The sequence below is a fragment of the Psychrobacter sp. JB385 genome, from assembly GCF_900163785.1.
In the GTDB taxonomy this organism is placed as follows: Bacteria; Pseudomonadota; Gammaproteobacteria; order Pseudomonadales; family Moraxellaceae; genus Psychrobacter.
Map to the genome: position 1 here is coordinate 55,472 of NZ_FUKN01000012.1, position 24,300 is coordinate 79,771.

The 24,300-nt window shown below is 43.4% G+C and carries 17 protein-coding genes and 2 tRNA genes; 10 read left to right on the top strand and 9 right to left on the bottom strand.

Annotated features, from left to right (window positions below; all coding sequences use genetic code 11):
* Positions 1-7: 7 nt before the first annotated feature.
* The 3 genes from CZ794_RS06585 to CZ794_RS14280 are packed head-to-tail and all read left to right on the top strand — an operon-like array spanning position 8 to position 1,640.
* Positions 8-322, top strand: coding sequence for a hypothetical protein (locus CZ794_RS06585; protein ID WP_143515708.1), 315 nt, complete (start codon positions 8-10; stop codon positions 320-322).
* Entirely contained in the window at positions 323-1,228 is a 906-nt protein-coding gene (locus CZ794_RS06590; RefSeq protein ID WP_087040855.1) for a class II glutamine amidotransferase, read from the top strand.
* A 49-nt stretch (positions 1,229-1,277) separates the two neighbouring features.
* Positions 1,278-1,640: an Imm8 family immunity protein gene (locus tag CZ794_RS14280; protein ID WP_087040856.1), complete on the top strand. Its 363-nt coding sequence runs from the start codon at positions 1,278-1,280 to the stop codon at positions 1,638-1,640.
* Between the two features lie 38 nt (positions 1,641-1,678).
* Here CZ794_RS14280 and CZ794_RS06600 read toward each other — a convergent pair whose 3' ends face one another.
* The gene (locus tag CZ794_RS06600; RefSeq protein ID WP_087040857.1) at positions 1,679-2,242 is read right to left on the bottom strand and encodes a YchJ family protein; all 564 of its coding nucleotides are present in this window, start codon (positions 2,240-2,242) and stop codon (positions 1,679-1,681) included.
* Positions 2,243-2,360: 118 nt separating this feature from the next.
* Positions 2,361-3,086 carry a metal-dependent hydrolase gene (locus CZ794_RS06605; protein ID WP_087040858.1) on the bottom strand — a complete coding sequence of 242 codons (726 nt, stop codon included), beginning with the start codon at positions 3,084-3,086 and terminating at the stop codon, positions 2,361-2,363.
* 113 nt (positions 3,087-3,199) lie between these two features.
* On the opposite strand from CZ794_RS06605, the gene CZ794_RS06610 reads away from it, so the two are divergent.
* Both CZ794_RS06610 and acnA read left to right on the top strand, forming a co-directional pair.
* Entirely contained in the window at positions 3,200-4,195 is a 996-nt protein-coding gene (locus CZ794_RS06610) for a DUF3025 domain-containing protein (protein WP_087040859.1), read from the top strand.
* Between the two features lie 347 nt (positions 4,196-4,542).
* The gene (acnA, locus tag CZ794_RS06615) at positions 4,543-7,383 is read left to right on the top strand and encodes an aconitate hydratase AcnA (protein WP_087040860.1); all 2,841 of its coding nucleotides are present in this window, start codon (positions 4,543-4,545) and stop codon (positions 7,381-7,383) included.
* Between the two features lie 244 nt (positions 7,384-7,627).
* Here the strand turns inward: acnA and CZ794_RS06620 are convergent, their stop codons facing one another.
* From CZ794_RS06620 to gltX, 7 genes are all read right to left on the bottom strand, one after another.
* Complete coding sequence (locus tag CZ794_RS06620; protein WP_087040861.1) at positions 7,628-11,527, bottom strand: triacylglycerol lipase; 3,900 nt, start codon at positions 11,525-11,527, stop codon at positions 7,628-7,630.
* Positions 11,528-11,723: 196 nt separating this feature from the next.
* A complete protein-coding gene (locus tag CZ794_RS06625; RefSeq protein ID WP_087040862.1) occupies positions 11,724-12,377 on the bottom strand; it encodes a LysE family translocator in 654 nt (217 codons plus the stop codon).
* A gap of 261 nt (positions 12,378-12,638) precedes the next feature.
* Positions 12,639-13,679, bottom strand: coding sequence for a hypothetical protein (locus tag CZ794_RS06630; protein ID WP_087040863.1), 1,041 nt, complete (start codon positions 13,677-13,679; stop codon positions 12,639-12,641).
* 431 nt (positions 13,680-14,110) lie between these two features.
* Positions 14,111-14,186: transfer RNA gene (locus tag CZ794_RS06635), tRNA-Glu, on the bottom strand.
* Positions 14,187-14,341: 155 nt separating this feature from the next.
* A tRNA-Ala gene (locus tag CZ794_RS06640) sits at positions 14,342-14,417 on the bottom strand.
* Between the two features lie 122 nt (positions 14,418-14,539).
* On the bottom strand, positions 14,540-14,905 hold the full coding sequence (locus tag CZ794_RS06645; protein WP_087040864.1) for a hypothetical protein: 366 nt from the start codon (positions 14,903-14,905) through the stop codon (positions 14,540-14,542).
* A 144-nt stretch (positions 14,906-15,049) separates the two neighbouring features.
* Entirely contained in the window at positions 15,050-16,585 is a 1,536-nt protein-coding gene (gene gltX, locus CZ794_RS06650) for a glutamate--tRNA ligase (RefSeq protein ID WP_087040865.1), read from the bottom strand.
* A 393-nt stretch (positions 16,586-16,978) separates the two neighbouring features.
* Here gltX and rsmH point away from each other — a divergent pair, with 393 nt between their 5' ends.
* The 5 genes from rsmH to murF all read left to right on the top strand — a co-directional run bounded on the left by rsmH (position 16,979) and on the right by murF (position 24,298).
* Positions 16,979-18,013 carry a 16S rRNA (cytosine(1402)-N(4))-methyltransferase RsmH gene (gene rsmH, locus CZ794_RS06655; protein WP_087040977.1) on the top strand — a complete coding sequence of 345 codons (1,035 nt, stop codon included), beginning with the start codon at positions 16,979-16,981 and terminating at the stop codon, positions 18,011-18,013.
* A gap of 234 nt (positions 18,014-18,247) precedes the next feature.
* Complete coding sequence (locus tag CZ794_RS06660) at positions 18,248-18,790, top strand: cell division protein FtsL (protein ID WP_087040866.1); 543 nt, start codon at positions 18,248-18,250, stop codon at positions 18,788-18,790.
* Entirely contained in the window at positions 18,787-20,895 is a 2,109-nt protein-coding gene (locus CZ794_RS06665; protein ID WP_087040867.1) for a penicillin-binding protein 2, read from the top strand. The genes CZ794_RS06660 and CZ794_RS06665 overlap by 4 nt, the downstream gene beginning before the upstream one ends.
* Before the next feature lie 71 nt (positions 20,896-20,966).
* The gene (locus tag CZ794_RS06670; RefSeq protein ID WP_087040868.1) at positions 20,967-22,733 is read left to right on the top strand and encodes a UDP-N-acetylmuramoyl-L-alanyl-D-glutamate--2,6-diaminopimelate ligase; all 1,767 of its coding nucleotides are present in this window, start codon (positions 20,967-20,969) and stop codon (positions 22,731-22,733) included.
* Positions 22,734-22,843: 110 nt separating this feature from the next.
* Positions 22,844-24,298 (top strand): UDP-N-acetylmuramoyl-tripeptide--D-alanyl-D-alanine ligase, encoded by a 1,455-nt coding sequence (gene murF, locus CZ794_RS06675; RefSeq protein WP_087040869.1) that lies wholly within the window; start codon positions 22,844-22,846, stop codon positions 24,296-24,298.
* The last annotated feature ends 2 nt before the right edge of the window (positions 24,299-24,300 follow it).

Consider the following 24,300-nt stretch of genomic DNA (forward strand, 5'->3'; position numbering starts at 1 on the left):
ATGTATCATGACCGATCACATTGATAACTGGCACAAACTGGCGCGTTACGATACCAACATGCAAGGCGAGCTGCATGCCAATCTGCTGCGCAACAATGGCATCACCGTGTCGCTACAGCCGCTTAGCGCAATGCCCGGTATGAATTCAGGCATTGTACTATGGGTTCAGGATACCGAGCTGGCACAGGCTCAGCGTATTTTGGATAGTATTGATACAGAAGGGGAGACGACTCCCTACGAGATGTTTGATGAGCCGACAGAAACGGCGCTAAACGCGACTGCAAATCCTGCAAAAGACAATCATAACGGCGGTACTCTATAAATGTGTCAGCTCTTAGGAATGAACTGCAATACACCAACCGATATTGGATTTAGCTTCGCTGGTTTTCGCAAGCGCGGCGGAATGACGGACAGTCACGAAGATGGCTTTGGCATTGCGTTTTTTGAGCGTAGTGACTGTACTAATAATGATTCGACAAATGCGTCAACGGGACTGCGCTTGTTTCACGACAATCGTCCCAGCCATGAATCTCCTGTAGCGGACTTGGTTAATAACTATCCAATCAAAGCAATGAACGTTATCGCGCATATTCGTAAAGCCACTCAAGGCCAAAACTGCTTGGCAAACACGCATCCGTTTGTCCGTGAAGTGTGGGGCGAGCAGTGGGTATTTGCACATAATGGTCAGATGAATAGCGACTTCATTAAACGCTGTCAACGTCTACAAGACAATGGTAATGCATCACATTGCCAACCAGTAGGGTCAACTGACTCTGAAATGGCATTTTGTTATTTGGTGAATCGTTTAAAAAGCACCTTTAAAACCCGTCCTGATGACCAAACACTGTTTAATTTTTTGACCACGCAATGTCGTTATCTCTCTGCAAACGGTCTATTTAATTGTCTGATATCCAATGGCAGATGGCAGATGGCATATGCAGGTAGTTTATTGTTTTATCTCACACGTAAAGCGCCGTTTGGCGAAGCCAAACTCGCGGATGATGATATGGCGATTAACTTTGGTGATGTCACCACAGACACGGACAAAGTGACTATCTTGGTGACTGTCCCACTGACTGAAAATGAGAAATGGCAGCAACTGGCTGTCAATGAATGTCTCATCTTTCAAGATGGTGACGTTATTTATAAAGATAGCCCAAGCCAGCGCAAGTTTTTGACGGTTGAGGAAGGCATTGCGATTGCACGAGCGGTTGGGGCGAGTGTTTAGGTAAAGCTTTTGCTTAGAGCATTTTAATTTAGATGGTAGGGCTTGAGCAATGCTATCGATTCAACACATATATTTTGATGATCATCAAAGTTTTGATAGTTTTGAATTCAAAAATAGTGATTATTTTGTTCTAACGGTCTACCTAATATTAGGTGAGGATAGGGGTAGTAGTCTTTTTTACTTTGATGTCACCAATGACTACTGTCCTAGCTCTGACAATATCATTATGAAAGATTACGAAGTTTACTGTCGGAAGAAAGCAATATTTGTGATGAAGAATCTTGATAAATATATCTTGTTCAATTTCATTAATGCTTTAATCAAAGAGGAAAGCATTGATAAGAACGAAAACGAGATATCCAACGGTTTATCAAAGTATTTTCATTGGGAATTTGATAACTATGTACCTTAACAGTCACGGACTTTAAAAGGTTAAGACAGTAGTACTGATTAAACTAAATACTCTCCACAACAGCGCTTAAACTTCTCTCCCGACCCGCAAATGCATGGCTGCTTTTGGCTTACATTCATCACGACAGTCGGATCTAAAAAGTACCAACGCGCATCTTTACTACTTTTGTCTTTTACTGTCACAAAGTTAGACAACTCATGATGCGCTTGTATTTTTTCTGCTAAATTACCTGCATTATCTTTGGTATTAAAATACGCTTTAAACTCAACCTGTGCATGGCGTTTACCCAGCTTTGGTGTGTGCTCTACAATTTCTAATCCTGCCCAATCCGTTTGTCTTGCCCATGACTCAATCGACTTGATATCCAGTAATGCTTGCTGCGCGGGTAAAGTTGTCTTGACGATATAATCTGGCTTGACCAACACAAAGGCACTATAACGCGTGCGCATCAGTCGCTCGGCATTTTCTGCTTTTATACCGTCTGCTCTATCATTTTCTTCGTGACAAAGGCTTTCATGATAAGGCTGGCAGCAGTCTTTATAAGCGATGGGTTTTGTCAAAAAAGTCAACGAGGGTGCGATTCGGCAAGGGCATAGTTTCATAAGGTTTATCCTCTGTCTGCGCAGGCACAGCAAGCTAGAAAATTGATATTAGCCGTGCTTGATATATCGACATTACTTTTCACTGATTATAATAAAGCATTTTGATCGTCAAGCATCATCATGGCCTCTCACGCAGCATGTCTTCTACGATGTCAGGCAAAATTCCTACTTTTAACTGTGCCCACGGTGCTGGGTCTCGAAGCTGTTGCCAAAAAGGGTCAAAGGGCGGGGACAGATACAGCAGCATAGCCAGTACCGCATATATTAATAAGTACCACCACTTATCTTTGTGTTGATAAAATTTCATCGCTGTACCGGATGAGCGCTTCATTTTCATGTTGGATAAATTGACGCTATACAGCTCATCAAGTGCCAAATGTACCAACGCTCCGCCAAATAAAAATAAACCATAAAACCAACTGGCCATCAGCGGAATTTGCAACCCATAATAACTAAGACAGGTGAGTCCCAGTCCCATTATCGCCATATAAGGCACAGAATGGATGACACCGCGGTGCACTGTTATATTGGTAAAGACCGAAAAAACGGTATAACGCATGAAGCAGTAACCTGCTAACCATAACGCTATTAGCGCCAATAAACTCAACTCACTGCGCCAATGCATGACAAGACCGAAGGCAAATACAAAAGAAGTAATGTTAAACCCAAGCTTGATCGGTGTTGAGTGATCAGAGTCCAAATCGGGCAAAAGCCCGCCGATGGTACCCAGCGCCACGCACATCAAAAACCCTGAATCGTCAACTAACCCTGCTTTATAAACCGTTAAACTTAGCGTACCACTCACCATAAATGCAGTGTTTAAGTGGGTATTAAAATTTGCCATAGACACTCATTAATCAATCGCGCTCAAAAAGACCTTTCGAGCGGCTCATCTAGCTGTAAAAAAGCGCACCATGATACCATAGACCAGCCATACGTCTAATAGGGATCGCTCATATGACCGCGACTGATTTACCTTTCAAAACACCTTCTCATGCCTCCTTTAATGATTTACCTATACTTGATAATCAATTTGCTGATATTGACTGGCAAGCGCCTTGGCTTTGTCATTTAAACCAGTTAGATTATCTGAGTAAAACGGTTCATCATTTAAGCAGTTTTTATGAGGAAAGCAACGGTGAAATACGTGACGACCAACCAATTGATATTGTCGCTGGGATATTAAATAACGCTTTACACTTACACCAAAAAAACGTGCAAGTTGATGTCCCAACCACCAAGCCCACTCAGGGCAATCAAGCACAGACGTTAACATTCGTTTCACAAAACGCGCTACCTGAAGGGGACGCGTACGAGAGTTTTATCGCGAAGACGGGCAATATACCCACGCGTGATAATTTGCATGACTTATTTAACGGCAGTATTTGGCTGACATTCCCAAAGACCAAAGCGCTGCTAAATTATCACCATATGCTAGAAATTGCTGCGCAGGGCATTGGCGAGCGTCGAGGGCGGGTTCGCGATACGATTACTGTCTTTGATGAGAATGGTGCAATACTGGTTACGTCTGATAGAGGCATTGGTGAAGGATTAAAAGCATTTGATTGGCAAGCAAGTTTGGTTACGTCGCGTGCGCAGTGGGACAATCCAACACAAGTGAATCGTCACGCACAAGCAGCGGTCTATATTTTTGGTCATGCGCTGCTAGAGCAGTTGATACAACCCCGCAAACCCTTGTGCGCGCACAGTCTTGTTATTTATGTGACACAGGATTTCTTTGTATTGCCCTTGTCTGAACGCATGGCGTATCTAGACGATGCACTTGCTCAACAGATGAACGAGGTATTATGTCAAGATGGGGTTACGCCGCGTCATTTATCGCCACTGCCAATTTTGGGTGTGCCGCACTTTTGCTCTGAAAATGAGCACACTCATTTTTACGATGATCCCTATGTCTTTCGTAGTGGACGTCGCCAAAAAGCAAAAGGATAAAAGCTTCTAGATACTTATCAATAAAGCGTTAAACCATTGTGCCGTTTACGATTGTGCCACGATTTGACAACGTCTAAGCGTTCACAAAGTAATGGATGTTTGTTATGGTAAATAGAGATAGTGTTGAGCACTCAGAAGTATGTTTGTACTATTGTATGGTCGTACTGTGACTGCCAACGTATATCTCTATTTTGAATGGTTCTCTATTAACGACTAATCATTACTAACAGTCATTTTTAGTAAATAATAGATAGTGAGCAACATCTTTAGTTATCTAGCCACCAATCATCCGCATAAACATTTAACGGTTTATGTCCAGAACCCATAACAACGATAAGGAAGCTACCATGAGTGATATTTTTAATGTAAAAGATACGATCTCGGTCGATGGCAAGGAACATGCCTATTATAGTTTGCCAAAGCTGACCAAAAACTTTGCAAATATCAGCAAACTGCCATTTTGTATGAAAATCGTCTTAGAGAATTTATTGCGCAATGAAGATGGTGGTCAATCTGTTGGTGAAAACCATATCGAAGCCGTTGCCAATTGGGATGCAGGTGCCGAAGCGTCAAAAGAGATCGCTTTTATGCCAGCGCGCGTGGTGTTGCAAGATTTTACAGGCGTGCCATCGGTCGTCGATCTAGCAGCCATGCGTGATGCGGTGGTGGAGCTTGGCGGTAAAGCCGAGCAAATCAACCCATTTATCCCAAGTGAATTGGTTGTGGATCACTCTGTACAAGTCGATGCTTATGGCCGCGAAGATGCGCTAGATTTAAACGAAAAAATCGAATTTAAGCGCAATAATGAGCGTTATGAGTTTTTGCATTGGGGCCGTAACGCATTTGAGAACTTCGTTGTCGTACCGCCAGCAACAGGTATTGTACATCAGGTCAACCTTGAGTATCTAGCGCGTGTGGTGATGGCAGCCGATGTAGACGGTGAGCTGACAGCGTATCCAGATACCGTGTTTGGTACAGACAGTCATACGACGATGATTAATGGTATCGGTGTGCTCGGTTGGGGCGTGGGCGGTATTGAAGCGGAAGCGGCGATGCTTGGTCAACCTTCCTCAATGCTGATTCCGCAAGTGGTTGGGTTTGAGCTGAAGGGCAAGCTGACCGAAGGGGTCACAGCAACAGATTTGGTATTGCGTGTCGTTGAGATGCTACGTGCACATGGTGTGGTTGGTAAATTCGTTGAGTTCTATGGTGAAGGCTTACACAGTATGCCGCTTGCCGATCGTGCCACCATTGCCAATATGTCTCCAGAGTATGGCGCAACTTGTGGTATTTTCCCAATCGATCAAATGGCGATTGATTATCTGCGTCTATCAGGTCGTGACGAAGCACAAATTGAGCTGGTCGAAAAATATGCGAAGGCGCAAGGCTTGTGGCATGATGCAGACACGCCAGCCGCTACGTATTCTAGCAAGCTGGAGTTGGATTTATCCTCTGTACAGCCAGCACTGGCAGGTCCCAACTTACCGCAGCAACGCATTAATCTGTCTGATATGCATGAGAAGTTCGGTGAAACGTTAGAAAAAATGACCAAAGATCGTAAGTCAGAAGTTGAAGGCAAAGTTCGTTTTGACCAAGAAGGCGGCGAGCAAGTACAGGCCGATACGTTAGCTGCTGAACCAAAGATTGATGTAGATACCAAAACTGACGATAGCAAAGGCTACCAGCCAGCTAATAATGTGTTCTCAAGCGTCAATATTGATGACAAAGAGCACAAACTGCGCGACGGTTCAGTCGTGATTGCCGCCATTACCTCTTGTACCAACACCTCAAACCCAGCCGTTATGATTGGTGCCGGTCTGGTGGCCAAGAAAGCCGCTGCCAAAGGTCTAAAAGCCAAGCCATGGGTCAAAACCTCACTCGCACCGGGTTCTAAAGTCGTTACTGATTATTTAGAAAAAACCCATCTGATGGATGAGCTAGAAAAAACAGGCTTTTATCTCGTCGGTTATGGTTGTACCACTTGTATTGGTAACTCAGGCCCATTGTCAGAAGAGATTGAAAAAGGCATCGAAGAGAATGATTTGGTAGCGGCAGCGGTGCTATCTGGTAACCGTAACTTTGAAGGTCGTATTCACTCGCATGTCAAAGCCAGTTACTTGGCATCGCCACCGTTGGTTGTCGCCTATGCGCTGGCTGGTACAGTCGATATCGATATGACGACCCATCCGCTAGGCCAAGACCAAGACGGCAATGATGTCTATCTAAAAGACATCTGGCCAACCTCAGAAGAAATTAACGAGCTAATTGCCAATAACATCGATGCTGATATGTTCCGTAAAAACTACGGCGAAGTATTCGACGGTAGCAAGGCGTGGAACGCGATCAGCTCAGCGGATAGCCAACTGTATCCATGGGATGAAGCGTCAACGTATATCAAAAACCCTCCGTTCTTTGATGGTATGACCATGGAGCCAGAAGGTATTCCTGATATCGAAGGTGCGCGTATCCTCGGATTATTCGGCGATTCAATCACGACCGATCATATCTCGCCAGCAGGTAATATCGATCCAGATTCACCAGCCGGTAAGTACTTGCAAGAGCGTGGTGTGATGCAAGCCGACTTTAATAGCTATGGCTCACGTCGTGGTAACGATGCGGTCATGACTCGTGGTACCTTTGCCAATATTCGTATCAAAAATACTATGATGGGTGGCAAAGAGGGTGGTTATACCTATTACTTCAGAGGCGACAATGCCACATTACAAGATGGTGAAGAAATGGCCATCTATGATGCAGCAATGAAGTACAAGGAAGATAAGCGTCCACTCGTAGTATTGGGCGGAGCTGAGTACGGTTCTGGCTCTAGCCGTGATTGGGCGGCTAAAGGGACCATTCTACTGGGCGTAAAAGCGGTATTGACCAGCTCGTTTGAGCGTATTCACCGCTCTAACCTCGTCGGTATGGGTGTATTACCATTGACCTTTAAAGAGGGCGAAAATGCTGAGACTTACAAGCTCGATGGCTCAGAGGTGCTCAGCATCACAGGCCTCGACAATGGTGAGAGCAAGACCGCAAGCGTCACTGCCACACGCGCTAATGGTTCGACTGAAACGTTTGACGTCAACGTCATGCTACAGACACCAAAAGAGCGTGAATATGTGCGTCATGGCGGCGTATTGCACTATGTACTACGTCAATTGGCTGCTGAGAGCAAAGAGGCAGGCTAGTAATTAGTTAAGCTTTATATGACAAAAAGCCCAATCCCCGTCAAAGTAAGGGATTGGGCTTTTTTATGGGTTTATATAAACACTTCACCTTCGACAAAAGATGTTTAAGAGCAACGAGCTTGAATAGGTGTTGCTAAGATAAAGAAAATAAAAATATTTCCACTAAAGAGTCTGTGACATGGCAAACTATTTTCTGATTATATCAAGTTATTATACAACTCGCTGGGAAGATATTTTGAAATTATCAGTAAAGCCCAAAGCCATGCTCTTCATCTCGTCTTGACTCTTCATCTATTTGGCGATTGATATAAGAAATATGGTCTTTAACCCAACTTCTCACATTTAAATTTTCATGATTTAACAAAGGGGTAAAAGCAGCTTTATCAGATTTTAAATAAGGAACTAGAGAGCCTGACCAACCACGGGAACTCATATTGGCTCTAAGCGAACTAGCAACACTTTGATTAGTGCCAAAATTCTCAAGCAATTTTAGAAACAATTGCGTTGGCTGTACTTCATTATCAATTGTTTCTAAAATATTCAAAGATTGAGCTATAAAAACTGGCGCAATCTCTGGGTGTGTTTTGCACCAATGTATGATATCGCTTACAGGGATTACAGATAGTACACTAGGTAAGTTACGTACCAATCCATTTGTTCGACCTAGTAGTTGTTTTAACCAATAACGCTTTCTTACATCTGCCTCAATTATAGCATTGCTGAATATTGGCCAGAGAATATCGCTGTAATTACGCATTAGATTTAATAATAGAGGTTTGATATATGACCAGATATCACCATGATCCAAACCATCCTCAGAATCAGCTATAATCTTTTTAGAAAGTGCAACGGCAAATACAGGATCGTTTACTTTCATCAGCTTTTCTGCTAAATCATTCCAGTGATGAATATCTATACGTGTATCGTTAAGTTTACTATGTAGAGGTACAGTAATAATTAAGTGCTTAAGGGAGCAACGTAACTCTTTCATACTATCTGCATTACTAAAGCAGTACATATAAATTATATTAAGTGCTGTCCAACTTGCTTGTTCCCCTAATTCGGAAAGTTGCAAACAAAAATTAGCTATCACAAGAGGTTCAACACTATTAGTTACACTACCATAACTAAGAACATTCGCACTATTTGGTGATAGTATTTCGCCCTGAATGAGCTGTAATAGTGTGTCTAAGTGTGCTTTTTGGATATTACCAGTTCTAATAAAATCAGGATAAAAATGTACTAAATAGCTATCTAAAACTAGTCGATCAATATTTTTTTGCCATAGTTTTGGTGATTGCTCGAATAAGCCTTTATAGAAACCTAAAATTAACCTCGTATCAGGCTGTTCGATACTAACTAAGCACTCAAATGCCAAATCAATCAATGGTGTAATGTCAGTTAACTCGTATGCCAATTGGTAACCGAAGGAATAGGATTGCTTTTGATCACCTTGCAACAATATACTAATATGAGGTAGAAATTCTTCAATATTATTGGAGAGCTCTTTCGCAAGGGCTTTTGCATTTTCTGCAGCCACATCAATGTATTTGTTGTTTTCATCTTGATGATGTTCCCAAGGAGGGTCAGTCACAATGATTTTTAGTTTCTCTGGTAGTTCAGAATCCTGTGGGCTTAACAAAGCTAACCAACTGTTAAGCATCTCTGTTGTTTCTTGATTCATACCTTCCGAGTCATACTTTAAGGTATTTTTAATACTGGTTAGAGCTGCTGGCCAATAACGACCATTGATATCTACTATTTTTTTTATGGCAGTGTCCAACATTGCTATACGACCTTGACTAACAAACCCTCTAATTGAATTACCTATATTAAAAAGGACTTTAGCTTTTTGAGTATCACCCCGTTCAAGTAGAACTATCATTAAATCAAAAGCTATATTCCAGAAATCAAAAACTTGCTGCCATAGCTCCGGCCGCCACTCTTCAAGTCCAGCTTTGGTCCCCTGATATTCAGCACCAACTGTTCGTCTGTCCCCGTAAGTATCAATGGCCTGCCTCAAAGCTTCTAGGACTACGATGTCAATATTAGAGTCTTCAGTATTAATAGCCCGTTTTAGTACATCGAAGCGAACTTTAGGATTTGCCTGTGTTCCAGATAGATTTACTTGAAATAACTGAGCGAACATACCAGTTGCATTGTTACTCCAACTTTCATTTTCAGCTGATGCAAGCAGTAACATACACCATGCTGACTTTTCAAATACATCAGAATGAAAACATAGTTTCTCTAGTCCCCAAACCAAGTTTCTTCGAGTGTTTCCATCTATAGCTTCAAGATCTTTGTGACTGAATGTAGACAAAATATTGTACAGGGCATTGCTAGTTGATTCACGATTTACTTCTACAAATGCGCGGAAGAGTTTCGAACCCTTTTCTGTAAGTAACGCTTCCGCTTGAACAAAAGGGCTAATCCCTCCAAACAATTGATCTGAAAATCGTTGAACGCTTGGCTGGCTATCAAGATATGCTACTTGCGTACAAAAACTTTGCATGAGAGATTCAGGCATAGTATCAATTAGTTGTTGTTTACGTTCATAAGATGCCTCTTCCCACCATTCAGAGGCTAATGTCACAGCAAGTGGCTTAGGAACTAGCCTAGCGTACCTTCCTGCACGATTTATGATCTGCCGACGAGTGAATTCTCTTAGTACCTTATCAAATATCCTTAGGCTTGATTCAGCGACAACTTCTGCAATGTACTTAGCTTCTTCACCAGCTGTACCTTCTTCTGTACCAAAAACATCGAATAGTGAACAAGCAGACAATATTTCTTTTTCTGCATCCGTTATACCCCCGTCACCATCAATCAGCTTTCTTATTACAGAACTACTCTCAATAGAGCCTAGTAGCTGGCCTTCTTTTTGATATTGTTCAGCTATGAGTGTCGCCATCAAGGGATAGCCTTGAGCAAATTGAGCTACTCGATCAACCTCACCTGAATCCATTTCAACCAGTATTGGCAATAGAATTTGTTTTATAGAGTCGTTCTTCAAAGGAGAAAGTTTAATGTGAATAGAGTCGTCCACTTGTTCATCAGAGTAACCAATGGTAACAACTTTTAGCAAGCACTCTGTTTTATTGACCTCTTTCACCAGTTTTTCGTGCAAATCAACACTGCAGTTTTCAATAACAACTAGGCCATGAACGCGATCTTCAACCATTCTTTTGATACTTTCTTTAATTATTGTATCGTGTCCAGACGAATCAAAAATAAGCACACAGGAATCATCAATAGAGGTAGAGGTTTCAATAGCTTCTAACAGTAAGCGTGTTTTACCTAGCCCAGATGCACCCGTTAATCTTATAACTATAGCTTTTTTTAATTCTAGTGCATCAGTAAGGGCTTCAAAGTTATTTTTTCGCGCGTCATCACTTACGTAAGGATAACTATGTTTTCTTTCGACACTTTTCCAATCTTCAAGGTTGCGGGAAGCCGAGTTCCTATATCTGGATACTGTGTTTTTTTTTAAAACAAAACCCTTAAAAACAATATAAGCTGACGAAAAGGTATCTTTTGGCTTAACAATTGAACGGTGGTTGACGTTGTTGATTGTTTCAACTGCATGTCCTCTAAAAATACTTTTCGAGCTAGAAGAAGAGACGATATCATCATTAGCTGAAATAATACTTAAAATATCTAGAACACCATTAAGATTAGTATTGCTCCACTGATCATTTAGGTCATCCAGTTCACTAGAATCACGACGTAAACCCTTTAAGTGATAATTCCTCCATGAAATAAAAGCTAAAGCATTTGCGAAACTTGAACCATCATGTGGAACATCGAAAAAGCAAACTTTTACTATTTTATGGGAGATATGCTTATTTGCTAAAAGTAAAAGCACTTTCTTTACTATGACTCCACCTAGGCTATGACCTACCAAAATAATTTCATCATTCTCTATGTCACAATGAGCTTTGATGTCAGTTAATAAACCAGCAGCAATATTGACAATGCTTGGAGTTCGCTTCCATACTTGCCATAGACTTGGAGACTCATAACCAAGAAGGAGAATATCAAAATCTATATCGCTGTCTCCTTCTAGAAGATTCGGGAATTGCCCCCAAGTACCATCTTTAGTACCACCTAACCCATGGACCAGTATTATTTTTTTTGCCATTTAAAAATCCATATATGAATAATCTGACTATTTAATAATTGTGAAGTTTATTATAAGCATATTAATTAAATTGATATCAGGTCGATTAGACTACGTATGTCTAGTAATTACAAGGTTGTATTTTCATATTTTGAAAATTACTTGGCATAGTGCTTATCTGCCACAGAGCCTAAATGAATAACTTAGGCACTTCTACCTAACCCTTCTCAGTCAATAATTTAATCCCTAAACCAATAAAGACAAGACCGCTGATCTTGTTTAATATGACTTCAATAGAAGGTTTTTCTCGCAGTTTTTTGCTGAACCGAGCCGCTAATAATGCCAAACACGAACACCATACAAAACCCGTGGTCGCAAAGGTCAGTCCCAATATTAAAAATGACAGCATGCCATAAGCGTAACTGGGATTGATAAACTGCGGAAAAAAGGCGATAAAAAATAAGGCAACCTTTGGATTAAACACATTGGTCAAGACGCCTTGTTTATAAATTTGCCAACCCTCTATCTTGCGCTGTCTGATAACGCATGTGTTTTGAGGCAGACTGCTTACTATCGATGAGGATTGTTTGCTCGTGAGCATTTTGAATCCTAAATAACACAAGTAACCTGCACCAACATATTTGACAAGCATAAAGACAGTGGGGGAGCTAGCCAATAAAACCGACAAGCCTAACGAGGCTAACAAAGTATGAATTAAACTGCCCGTGGTGATACCCAAAACAGAATACAGTCCTGCGCTCTGCCCTTGAGAGACACTACGAGTAATGATATACATACTGTCTGTACCAGGAGTAAGATTGAGTAAAATAGCCGCGAGGATAAACCCTAGGTAGTTTTCAATACCGAACATAGCCAACCACGTCCTTTCATAGCGCCAATCATTATTGTTTAAAACCTGCGAATACAGGTCATAAAAGCTCCCATCGTAGCGATAGTAACGAGTATTAAATGAGTTGGCAATAAGGTTTATAACCATGAATGACTAAAAGTAGAAATAAAGGATAGGCTAAAAATAATAACCATAAAAAAGCCCAATCACCAATGATGATCGGGCTTTTTTTATGTCATACGAATAGGATATTAGTGTCGCTTTGATTTTTTAGCCAGTATCTTAGCGAACGTTGTCATTTAGCGTAACCATAGGCTTGGCTAAACGATATTTTGAAGCGGCGCTTCTTGCACCCATAGTGGCAGCAATGAAAGTCAACAATGTGCTGATTAACCAAAATAGACCACTATATAATGCTGCTTTACGGGCAACATCTTCAGCTTGCTGTAGTCTTTGCTCAGCTGCTTGTCTGGCTTCTGCAATTGTCTGCTCAGTTTTCATTTTGTATTCGTTAAATGACTGCTGAACTTCCGTACGAACCTGAATTGCTTCTGCTTCGCTCAAACCTTCTTGTTGCAAGCGAGCGATAAATTCAGGGCCTTCTAAAGTTTGCTCGATAGATGCCATACGTTGTTTTGCATAATCATCAATGTTGCGCCATGTATCTAAATCGGTGAAGTCCATTTCAGCAACTTCATTTTTAGTACCGTTGACAAGGTCTTCCACCACACGGCTGGTCGCTGCAACTTGCTGTTGATCTAAATTCTGCGTATTTTTTGCAACCATGGCTTGGATATCTTGTTCGCTGATATCACCCGATACACGCTGGTAAATCTCTTGCGCTTTTTGTTGTACGCCTTCGCTTTGAGAGGCTTTACCAGCAGCAGCTGTGCCAGCGGCAGCAGCGCCACCCGCTGTTTTAGCGACTGTACTTACGGTTCCGCCAACCACATTACCTGCTGATGCCAAAATACCAGTGGCACTACTGAGTGTGAAAAAAGTAGTCAATAAAACGATCAAAGCCGCCGTCAACATACCCGTAAGCGTAGCATCTTTTGGATCAATGTCTGTACCATCACCAAACAAAGCTTCTGGCGCTGAAAACTTGATCGCAAAATAACCTGCCACGAACGCACTAACCAAGGCGGTAACAGCTGCATAAATACCACCAGCAATACTAGTACCTTTTAAATCAAACGGTAAGAATGAGCTGAGTACCAAAGCGAGAGCAATCATCGCCATGACCACAATCATTCCCATGACAAGACCGGCAATGACACCGCGCCACGATGGACGACGCTGAGGGGTATAAGTAGATAACATAACCATTCCTTTTAAAAATCACTAATTATTCGTTATTTGTTTAAATTTTTTACTATGTAGACAACAAAGTTTTCTATAATTTCGTTTTTGCCAAATATTATCCATAGTGAATATACGGCAATCATAAGGAAAAAATAATGAGATTAATAATGTGATTGAGTAGGAAAATACAAGCGTTTTGTAGAGGATTGTTAAACTAGGTGAAAAAATCGAGGCTATGTAAGAATGTGTAAAACACCTAAATTGAAGGTTTAAGTGATGGTTGATGAATATAGACAGTCGTTTAGTAAATTAAAGAAAAGTGCAGTGGTGATTCATAAATTTAAGCCATAAAAAAAACCCAGTCATCATATGATGACTGGGTTTTTTAGTGTTCGCTTATTAGTCTTATCTGATGCTAAGCAAAAGTGCTAATAAGTGACGCCGAATAGTGGCGTCCCCAGGGGGATTCGAACCCCCGTTACCGCCGTGAAAGGGCGGTGTCCTAGGCCTCTAGACGATGGGGACGCATAGAGTGTCATAACCAAGGTTACAACGGTACTTCACAATATCAGAGTGCTTATCTATGAATAGAGCAAGCCTTGCCTAGGTGCTGATACTGTTCTACTAGCGAGTATTTATGATGACGTTTCAGTAATACTGAGCGTTGCTATAAATAAGTATGGTGGAGCTAAACGGAGTCGAACCGTTGACCCCTTGCATGCCATGCAAGTGCTCTACCAACTGAGCTATAGCCCCTCGCTAAGAGTGAGCACATTTTAGGGAAGTAACGGGTATGTGTCAACACCTATTTTTAAAAAAAGTCATAAATATGCAAAAAAAATCGTTTTAGTCTATTTTAAAGGCTTAATAAACCTAAATTAGCGTGGATTTTGCTTAAGCGCGATCTCTTTAATGGCTTTATCGGTATAAAACGCTGCTTCGCTACCATCAGAAAAAATAATCGCACCGCATTCCGTTGGTACATACTGACCGCCTTTCTCTCGGATCGTTCTTATACCTTTGACGCCAATGATGTCATATTCGCCCAATTTATCTAGGTTGTGCTTGGTATAGCTACAATAAGTGGTATATATCCATTTTAAATCTTCAAAATCCTGACCTGTGGTTAGGGTAAGGTTTGCCTCAAAAAGCTCTTTTACAATGGCATCATAATATTTCTGTGCTTCTTTTAATGTGTTAAAGACATAATCTTTGCTTTCTATTGTGACGGTTTTAGCGGCCATGTTTATTTCCAATTAAAATTTTGATGATATCGGAGTAGTTGTCTTGACTAACAACAAAAAAAGGGTCAGAGATGGTCTGACCCTTTTAAATTCGACAAGTTTCGCTAATTAACTATTTAGCAGAGAAGTTATTCAGCTTCTAAACTACTCAGCAGCCAAAAAATCTGGCAATTCAGCCGCTTGCTTCTCTAATTTTTTCAGTTTCTTTTTGCCAAGACCGCCAAGGACATCAACGGCATGACGCAAGCGAGTCAGCGTCATATCCGCACCGATAATCGCCATAGAGTTCATGACGGGCGTCGATGAGGTACTACCCGCAATCGCGATAAAGAACGGTGCCATAAAGTCACGCATTTTAATATCAAGATGAGCGGCTAGACCTTTTAGCGTGGCGTAGATATTTTCTTCCGACCACGTTGGTAAGGTCTCAAGCTGCCAAAGCGCCAATTGTAGCGTCTCGATGATTTGCTCAGGCGTCAGCGTTTTATGCGCAAAGCTCTCCGCGGTAATATTAGGTAGGTTTTGGAAATAAAAACCACCCCAGTTCACCGCATCAGACAATAGCTCAATACGTGGCTGAATCGCGGCGGCAATGGCGGTAAGCTTGTCGCTGTTGCTCGCCCACTCAAGAATTTTGTTTTTTAGCTCTTCAGGCGTGAGGGCGCGTAGCCACTCGCTGTTTACCCAGTTGAGTTTTTCGATATCGAAGATCGGCCCACCAAGTGACACGCGCTGAATATCGAAGCTTGCAATCATCTCATCTAAGGTGAATTTTTCAGCGTCATCAGGCATTGAGTAGCCCATGCGACCAAGATAGTTTAGCAACGCCTCTGGCAATACGCCTGCATCACGATAATAAGTGATGGAGGTTGGGTTTTTACGCTTAGACAGTTTTGATTTGTCAGGGTTACGCAGGAGTGGCATGTGGCAAAGCGTTGGCATCTCCCAGCCAAAATACTCATAAAGCAGCTGATGCTTGGGCGCAGAGTTGAGCCACTCTTCACCGCGCATCACATGAGTGATTTCCATCAAGTGATCATCGACGACGTTGGCCAAATGATACGTTGGCATACCGTCTGTTTTTAGCAGCACTTGCATATCCACTTGTGTCCAAGGAATCTCAACCGTACCGCGTAACATATCCTGAACCTGACAAGTGCCTTCGGTTGGCACGCGCATACGAATTACGTGCGGTTTGCCCTCATTGACCAACTGTGCGGTTTTTTCTGGGGCGAGGTGGGCACAGCGACCATCATAACGCGGCGTCTCGCCATTGGCCATTTGCTCAGCGCGCATAGCATCTAGCTCTTCGCTGGTACAAAAACAGCGGAATGCATGATCTTTTTCTATGAGTATCTCTGCATGCTGTTTATAAATATCACTGCGCTCGCTTTGGCGATAAGGGGCGTGCGGGCCACCGATATCTGGGCCTTCGCTCCAATCGAGACCGACCCAATGTAGGGCATCTAAAATCATCTGCTCAGACTGTTCAGTCGAGCGGGTTTGGTCAGTATCTTCGATACGCAAAATAAACTCACCGCCATGGGCTTTGGCAAAGGCTAAGTTAAAAAGAGCGATATAAGCTGTCCCTACATGCGGAAAACCAGTTGGCGATGGCGCAATACGCGTGCGGACAGGACGATTGCTGTCAGTGGTAGAGGGTGTCGAGGTTTGCATCATAAAAATCTCAAAATGTGGTGATGAAAGAAAAGTGACAAATAAAACGATGAATAAAGAAGATGACTAAAAAATACAGGCGAAAGAATAGAAGTCAACGTGAAAAAATAGCGTAAAATATGCCGTTAGTATAACAGACGGACGGGATATTTTTAATGAAAAGCCCGTCTAGCGCTTGACTACCTGCGTATCCTTGCGATAATAATGCTCAGTAAGTCATAACTTGTTTATTTTCATCCGATTTTTTACTATTACTGGCCAACATGGTCATCATCTACTGAGTTGTTTGTGTCCCTATCAAAGTCTAAATCAAATACCAACGCCCATTCTTCTTTAGTCACTGACCATGCTGAGTCAGAGGTAAGTTTGTCTGCTGTCGAAAAAGATGCCAATCACATGCTGATACAGGCATCGATTCAAGACTCGGCCACGTCTGATGAAGTGGATTTTGTCCACGATGCGGTACTGTTGCCAGAGACCGTCGCGGCAGTGCTGGGTGTAAAATCATTACCCACGCAAGCAGAGGGCAATGACCAAAATTGCTTAAATATGAGCGGTATATACGTTGATGCAACCTTTGGTCGTGGCGGCCATAGCAGGCTATTGTTAAGTCAACTTGCCGATGATGCAAAACTGATTGTTTTTGACAAAGATCCGACAGCCATTAGCGTGGCTCAAGAGCTGGCAAGCAAAGACAGCCGTGTGCATGTGGTTCACGATAGTTTTGCTACTTTAACGACCAGTTTGGCAGCCCTTGGTATCACCCAAGTTGACGGGCTCATGGCGGATTTAGGCATTTCCTCTCCGCAGATCGATGACGGTAGCCGAGGTTTTAGCTTTATGCGGGATGGCGCGGTTGATATGCGGATGGACACCAGCCGTGGTCAGTCCGTTGCCGAGTGGCTTGAATACGTCGATGAAGAAACCTTGGCCAATGTGTTGTATGAATTCGGCGAAGAGCGCCATAGTCGCCGCATCGCCCGTGCCATCAAGCAAATGGAGAGCTATGACTCAACGCTTGCGCTGGCAGAAGTGATTAAGGTGGCGCATCCTAATTGGCAGCGTGGCAAACATCCAGCCACACAGAGCTTTCAAGCCATGCGTATTTTTATCAATAATGAGCTTGGCGATGTTGACGATTTTTTAGCACAAAGCATACCGCTTTTAAAAGTAGGCGGGCAGCTGGCAGTGATCAGCTTTCACTCGTTAGAAGATCGCCGCATCAAGCAGTTTTTGCAGCGTCACAGCAAAGGTCAGTATCCAGAAGATGAGAATTTACCGATGCCACCCAAGCGCCCGCGTTATTTTAGCAAGCCCAAACGCGTGGGTCCAAGCAAGACTGAAACCAGTCGCAATCCACGTGCTCGAAGTGCTTGGTTGCGAATGGCCACTCGTACAGACAGTGATTATGTCATCGACGATGCGCCATAAAACGGTGATAAATTGATCGACGTAATGGACAGTTGGTTTTTTATGAGTGGTATATGCCTGAATGTTTCAATGATTACGCTGCTGTTAAAAAGCTGTAAACATTATCTGCTAGGCTCGGCGTTTACTTTTGCATTTGGCTGTATATGTATTGATGGTGCGGATAACTGACAAGGGTTTTAACTCGCAATTGGTTATCGCTTTTTATATTTTTAAGTTCACTTTTTTGAGATAGTCATGGCAATATCTGACAAAACCACAAACCGTCGTGCCGCAATACCTCCTAATGCCGATATTGGCGAATTATTTGTGCGCCGATTCAATATGGTCAGTATTTATGTCGCCATATTAATGCTGCTAGCGGCGGCTATTATTTGGAGTGGAATTAAAACTGCCGAGGGCATTCAGCAATACCATCAGGATTATAAAGCTTTGCAAGACATGAAAAAACAAGAGAGAAAGCTCCAAATCGAACACCAGCGCCTATTGATTGAACAGCAAACATTTAGTGCAACTCCGCAAATTGCCAGTCGTGCCGTCGCTGAGTTGGGTATGTTCTCTCCTATGCTCGAAGATAAGTTGATTATCCAGCCAGGGGTAGCAGGCGCAGAAGCACCAGTCGAGACGACAGATTCTACTGCTGTGGCGACCAATGATTCAGATATCGTTGGTGAAGGACGAGCGAGTAATGTACCACCTACGGTGCCTGCGGAAACCGGCTCTGCCGAGACAAATGAGGTTGCTCCAAGCGAAGCCGACCTAACGGAGGCAGGACAATGAGCGATAAAAAACCCAATACCAAAAACACTAAAGCCGCCTCAAAAAATACCAGTAAAAAAACTGCCAGTGGTAAAGTCATTAAGCCTTTGCGCCGTACTAATGCCGCCAAGTCTGGACAAGCAGGTGGTAAATCTGATTCTAAAGCTGCCAATAGCCGTAAAGAAAGATTATTTGGTCGTCTCAAAAAGAATGATGAACAAGGTGCCTATACCAGCGTCAAAAACCAAAAAAGCAAAAGAGGGTTTTTGGGTAAAGCGTCTGGTGCATCCTCTCGTGGTGGTTTTGAGCAGGACAAAAACCGCTTTCGCATGATTTGGGTCATCTCTTTGGTCATTTTGGGTCTGCTCATCGCCCGTGCTTATTATTTACAAGTGGCCAATGCACAGTTTTATCAAGACAAAGGCAATGAGCTTATCACCAGTGTGCGTACGCAAAAATCCTATCGCGGTATGATTACCGATCGCAACAATCTGCCATTGGCCATCAGTGCGCCTCTTGCGACAGTGACGTTTAGTCCGCACGATTATGCACGTGAATACTATGAGCTCAAACGCATCATTCTGACCAACCCTGATAGTCCGAAGTTGGTCGCACGTATGCAAAAGCGTTTGGACAATATGGATTTAACCAAATTGGCAGCAGCGGCTAATGTACCGGTCGATGAGCTCAAGAAAGTCACTGCCATTGATGCTAGTGTCGATGTGACAGATGAAGAGGCAGTCAAAGCAGCCCTACCCAAGGGTGCAGGTTCCCATTATCTCCCCCTTTTAAACAAAGTCACGCCAGAGATTGCCCAAAGCGTCAGCTCGCTTGATTTTCCTGGTGTTTATGAGAAAAACTTCTTCCAGCGTTACTATCCACAGCCGCAACCAAATTCTCAGCTTTTGGGTTTTATGGGACAAAACTCAACCGATCCTGAAGGGGGCTATGAAGGACGTGCTGGTATAGAGCATCAATACGAAACAGAGCTGTCAGGCTCCGATGGTAAAGTGTTGGTACTCAAAGATGCCAAACAAAACAGCCTAAAAGAGCTGAAACAGATTGAACCTGAAGTTGCTGGCAAAGATGTGGCATTGACCATTGATTCGCGCTTGCAGTATTTACTTTATAAAGAATTAGAAAAGGCAGGACGTGTCCAAAAAGCGCGTTGGTCTACTGGTATGATCGTCGACGTACAAACAGGTGAGGTACTAGCCTTATCGACATGGCCATCATTTAACTCCAATAACCTGAATGAGATGACGGGTGAAAACCAGCGTAACCGTGCCCTCCTTGATGTTTTTGAGCCAGGTTCGGTGATGAAGCCGTTTACCGTTGCTACCGCCTTGGATTCAGGCAAGTATACGCCAACTTCTTTGATTGATACCAACCCAGGCTCTATTCGTGTTCGTGGTTATACCATTCGAGATCATAATAATTTGGGTCGCATTAACTTGGCAACCTTGTTACAAAAATCCAGTAACGTGGCATCAACTAAGATTGCTCTGTCGCTACCACCTGAAGCCATTACCAATATGCAAAGGCAGTTTGGTTTTGGTAAAAAAACACCGCTACAGTTCCCAGGGGAAGGTAGTGGAATGATTGTTACCCCAAAAGAGAAAGAGACGGCAAGACGGGCGACGGTCAGTTACGGGTATGGCCTACAAGTGACGTTGGCGCAAGTTGCACAGGCTTATTCGGCATTGGCTGCGGGCGGCGTTATGCATCCATTGACCCTCATCAAAGACGATAAAACCAAGCCGAGCAAGCGTATTATGGCCCATGAGCAGGCGATGTCTATTGTACAGATGCTGGAGAGTGTCACCGAAACAGGTGGTACGGCAAAAGCAGCTGCTATCGATGGCTACCGCGTCGCGGGTAAAACTGGGACATCGCGCCGTATCAACCCAGAGGGTGGCTATTATTCGGATCAATATCGTAACGTCTTTGCAGGTATAGTGCCTGCATCAAATCCAAGATTGGTGGGTGTGATGTTGATTGAAGACCCGCGTGGTCAGATGTATGCAGGGTTAACCGTAGCACCTGTCTTTCACAATGTGATGAAAGAAGCGCTGCGTTTATATAATGTGCCGTTGGACAAACCGCTAGAAACAAAAGCCAAGTAGATATTGGTAGTCGGTTTTTACATGTTTAGCCATTCTCTTTTTGATTTGTTTTAACTGTTTAGGATTTGCCAATGACCGTGTCTACTTCATCGCTCAACCGCACTACTGTCACCTTGCAACAATTGGTCGAATCCAGTAAGAAACACAGTTTGCAGCAAGCCCTAACAGCGATGATAGCTGAATTTGCGCAATCGCCATTGGCACAGACAGTATCGACGCATACTCGCTACAATCAACAGGACTCAATTGAGGCTATTCCATTCCATCAGTTTTGTTTGCACAGCCGTCAGCTCAAAACCAATGATGTGTTTGTCTTATTAAAAAGCCAAGCACTACAAAACCAAACACGACACAGTCAAAAAAGTCGTGACTATCTGATACAAGCGGCCAACAGTGCCGCATTTATCTTATCTGAAATCGATCCTATCGCTTTACTGACCACAGACGATGTAAATGCGTCTTCACTAGCAGATGATGCACAATCAGTTGTACAGCAGCTTAGCGCGTTGCCTTGTCCCGTTTTATACGTGCCACATATTCGGGATTTTTTGGGTGATTTGATTCAGGCGCGTTTGCAATATCAGCAACCAGTGACTTTGCCAGCAGTCGTAGCCGTTACGGGCACCAACGGTAAAACCACCATCAGTCAACTGGTCGCGCAATTGGCGCAACTAATGGGCATGAGTAGTGCTGTTATGGGTACAGCGGGCAATGGTAAGCTTGGGGCATTGGTGCAAGCCAGTCACACGACAGGGGATGCATTAGCCGTCCAGCAATTCTTGTATCAAATGGGGCAAGAAAACGCTGATCTACTTGCATTGGAAGCAAGTTCGCACGGTCTGGATCAGCAGCGCCTACAAGGCATGCCGGTGTCAGTGGCGATTTATACCAATTTGAGCCGTGATCATTTGGACTATCACGCCGATATGGCAGAGTATGCCGCAGCCAAAGCTAAGCTGTTTGACAAAACGCACTTTTCAGAGTTGACCCATGCCATTATCAATCTTGATGATGAACATGCACAGATTATGCTAGATATGGCGCACGCCAGTGCTTTAACCGTGTGGACATACAGCTTAAACCCTTCCAGCAATGCAACTTTTGTCGCCGCCAGTATCAATCCGAGTTTACAAGGGGTTGAGATTGCTGTGCGCTATAACGTCAGTGATAATACTGGCGACACTCATACAGATTCTCATCAAGACAAAGCCAACACCATAACGGTCATAAGTCCATTGTTGGGCCGCTTTAACGTAGCCAACTTGCTGGCAGCCATTGCCGCAACAGTGGCGCTTGGGTCTGACATTGATCAGGATATCGAGCGTATCGCAGCCGTTGTACCGCAGCTGCAAGGCGCTGTTGGGCGTATGCAGCGCGTACCCTCTCATGAAGGCTGTTTTATTGTGGATTATGCGCACACGCCTGACGCTTTACAACAAGTACTTGCCAGTCTTAAAACCCATTGTGATGGTCAGCTATGGGCGGTATTTGGTTGTGGCGGCGACCGTGATGCTGGTAAGCGCCCATTAATGGCACAAGCGGGTTTGGCAGGTGCAGATCAAGTCATACTGACAGCAGACAATCCTCGTACCGAAGATCCGAATATGATTTTGCAAGACATGCAAGCTGGCATGAGTGCTGAGCAATATCAGCGTACGCATATTGAGCCTGCACGTCAAAAAGCAATTGAGTATGCTGTCCAACAAGCCGCCGCCGCTGATATCGTGGTCATCGCTGGTAAGGGACATGAGACCTACCAAGAAATTAACCATGTGCGTTATGATTTTGATGACAGTGTTGTTTTACAAAATGCGCTTAAGCAAGCTGGACGAGCATAAATCATAGCGGTTGCAGTTGCGTTTTAATTTTTTCTAGAACACGCCCTAGTACGTATAAATCAGTACATTCAAATATAAGAAACAAGTAGTCATCATATAAGGTAACCACTATGACAGCCGACAACGATAACACCATCCAGTCACAAGGGCTGTATGTTTGGCAGGCAGACAATTTGCTTGCGGCCACACAGTCGCTTAATGGACATTGGCAGCTACCAGAAGTCCAAGCAAACGCCGGTCAGGCAGAGCCAGCGAATCATGGGGTAATCAGTAATCGTATTGCCACCGATACGCGTACCATAAAAACAGGTGATATCTTTTTGGCATTAAGTGGTGATAATTTTGATGGTCATCATTATATCAATATGGCAGCATCAAAAGGGGCTGTCGCCGCTATCGTCTCTCGTCCTATCTCTACCAGTATTCCACAGCTGGTTGTGAGTGACACACGATTGGCACTTGGACAACTGGCCGCTTATCGTCGTCAGCAGCATCAAGATTTGACTGTGATTGCCATCACAGGCTCTAGTGGTAAGACCACTTGTAAAGAGATGCTGGGTAGCATTTTTGGTCGCTTGGCACCGACACTGATTACCCGTGGCAACCTAAACAATGATTTGGGTGTGCCAATGATGCTTCTTGAATTGTCTGATCATCATCGTTACGCCATTTTAGAATTGGGTGCCAATCACATTGGCGAGATTGCGTATACCACTGAGATTGTCCAGCCTGATGTCGCTTGTATCTTAAATATTGGTACGGCGCATTTGGGTGAGTTTGGTAGTCGTGAAGGCATTTGCCAAACCAAAGCAGAAATTTATCATACCTTGACCGACACGCAGTTTGCGATTGTTCCTGATAAAGACGATTTTACCAACCAGTTACGCCGTATCGCTGAAAAACACACTTCACACGTTATCGGGTTTGGTAATACCGATGTGAGTGCCAGTCATTTGGATGTAGAGCCTGAACGCAGTGAGTTTAAGCTACATATTGGTAGTCAATTGCACGATATCAATTTGCCACTTGCAGGCGAGCATAATGTCAATAATGCGCTCGCTGCTGCTGCCTGTGCTCATGCATTAAATATTGATGCAAAAGATATCGTCATTGGTCTTGAGAATTCACGTCCTGCCAAAGGTCGTTTGAATAGCCAACTGCTTGGTATGCATCGCTTGATTGATGATACTTATAATGCCAATCCTCATTCGGTACGTGCCGCGGCAAAAGTATTGGCCGCGCAGACGGGCATACAAGTCATGGTGTTGGGTGATATTGGAGAGCTTGGCGATGCGGCAGTGAGCGAGCATCAGAGTTTAGGTCGTACCATTGCGACCACAGGCATAGATGTATTGCTTTGTGTGGGCGAGTATGCGCCTTATACGGTAGCAGGAGCGCAAGAGATTGCTAATATCAGCGCTCACGCGTTCGCCGATAAAGAGCGTTTATTACAATATTTGCAGCCGTATTTGCAAGCGCAACAAGCTCAGACTTGTACCGTGTTATTCAAAGGCTCTCGTTCCATGCAGATGGAAACCCTTATCAATGCGCTAGTCGAGGAGTAGGC

Bases quoted from the DNA above. Each gene is read 5' to 3' on its own strand.
- CZ794_RS06610 (WP_087040859.1), top strand. From the start codon at position 3,200: ATGACCGCGACTGATTTACCTTTCAAAACACCTTCTCATGCCTCCTTT.
- CZ794_RS06590 (WP_087040855.1), top strand. From the start codon at position 323: ATGTGTCAGCTCTTAGGAATGAACTGCAATACACCAACCGATATTGGA.
- murF (WP_087040869.1), top strand. From the start codon at position 22,844: ATGACAGCCGACAACGATAACACCATCCAGTCACAAGGGCTGTATGTT.
- gltX (WP_087040865.1), bottom strand. From the start codon at position 16,585: ATGATGCAAACCTCGACACCCTCTACCACTGACAGCAATCGTCCTGTC.
- CZ794_RS14280 (WP_087040856.1), top strand. From the start codon at position 1,278: ATGCTATCGATTCAACACATATATTTTGATGATCATCAAAGTTTTGAT.
- CZ794_RS06605 (WP_087040858.1), bottom strand. From the start codon at position 3,086: ATGGCAAATTTTAATACCCACTTAAACACTGCATTTATGGTGAGTGGT.
- CZ794_RS06630 (WP_087040863.1), bottom strand. From the start codon at position 13,679: ATGTTATCTACTTATACCCCTCAGCGTCGTCCATCGTGGCGCGGTGTC.
- CZ794_RS06625 (WP_087040862.1), bottom strand. From the start codon at position 12,377: ATGTTCGGTATTGAAAACTACCTAGGGTTTATCCTCGCGGCTATTTTA.
- CZ794_RS06660 (WP_087040866.1), top strand. From the start codon at position 18,248: ATGGCAATATCTGACAAAACCACAAACCGTCGTGCCGCAATACCTCCT.
- CZ794_RS06620 (WP_087040861.1), bottom strand. From the start codon at position 11,527: ATGGCAAAAAAAATAATACTGGTCCATGGGTTAGGTGGTACTAAAGAT.
- CZ794_RS06600 (WP_087040857.1), bottom strand. From the start codon at position 2,242: ATGAAACTATGCCCTTGCCGAATCGCACCCTCGTTGACTTTTTTGACA.
- rsmH (WP_087040977.1), top strand. From the start codon at position 16,979: ATGCTGATACAGGCATCGATTCAAGACTCGGCCACGTCTGATGAAGTG.
- CZ794_RS06585 (WP_143515708.1), top strand. From the start codon at position 8: ATGACCGATCACATTGATAACTGGCACAAACTGGCGCGTTACGATACC.
- CZ794_RS06645 (WP_087040864.1), bottom strand. From the start codon at position 14,905: ATGGCCGCTAAAACCGTCACAATAGAAAGCAAAGATTATGTCTTTAAC.
- CZ794_RS06665 (WP_087040867.1), top strand. From the start codon at position 18,787: ATGAGCGATAAAAAACCCAATACCAAAAACACTAAAGCCGCCTCAAAA.
- CZ794_RS06670 (WP_087040868.1), top strand. From the start codon at position 20,967: ATGACCGTGTCTACTTCATCGCTCAACCGCACTACTGTCACCTTGCAA.
- acnA (WP_087040860.1), top strand. From the start codon at position 4,543: ATGAGTGATATTTTTAATGTAAAAGATACGATCTCGGTCGATGGCAAG.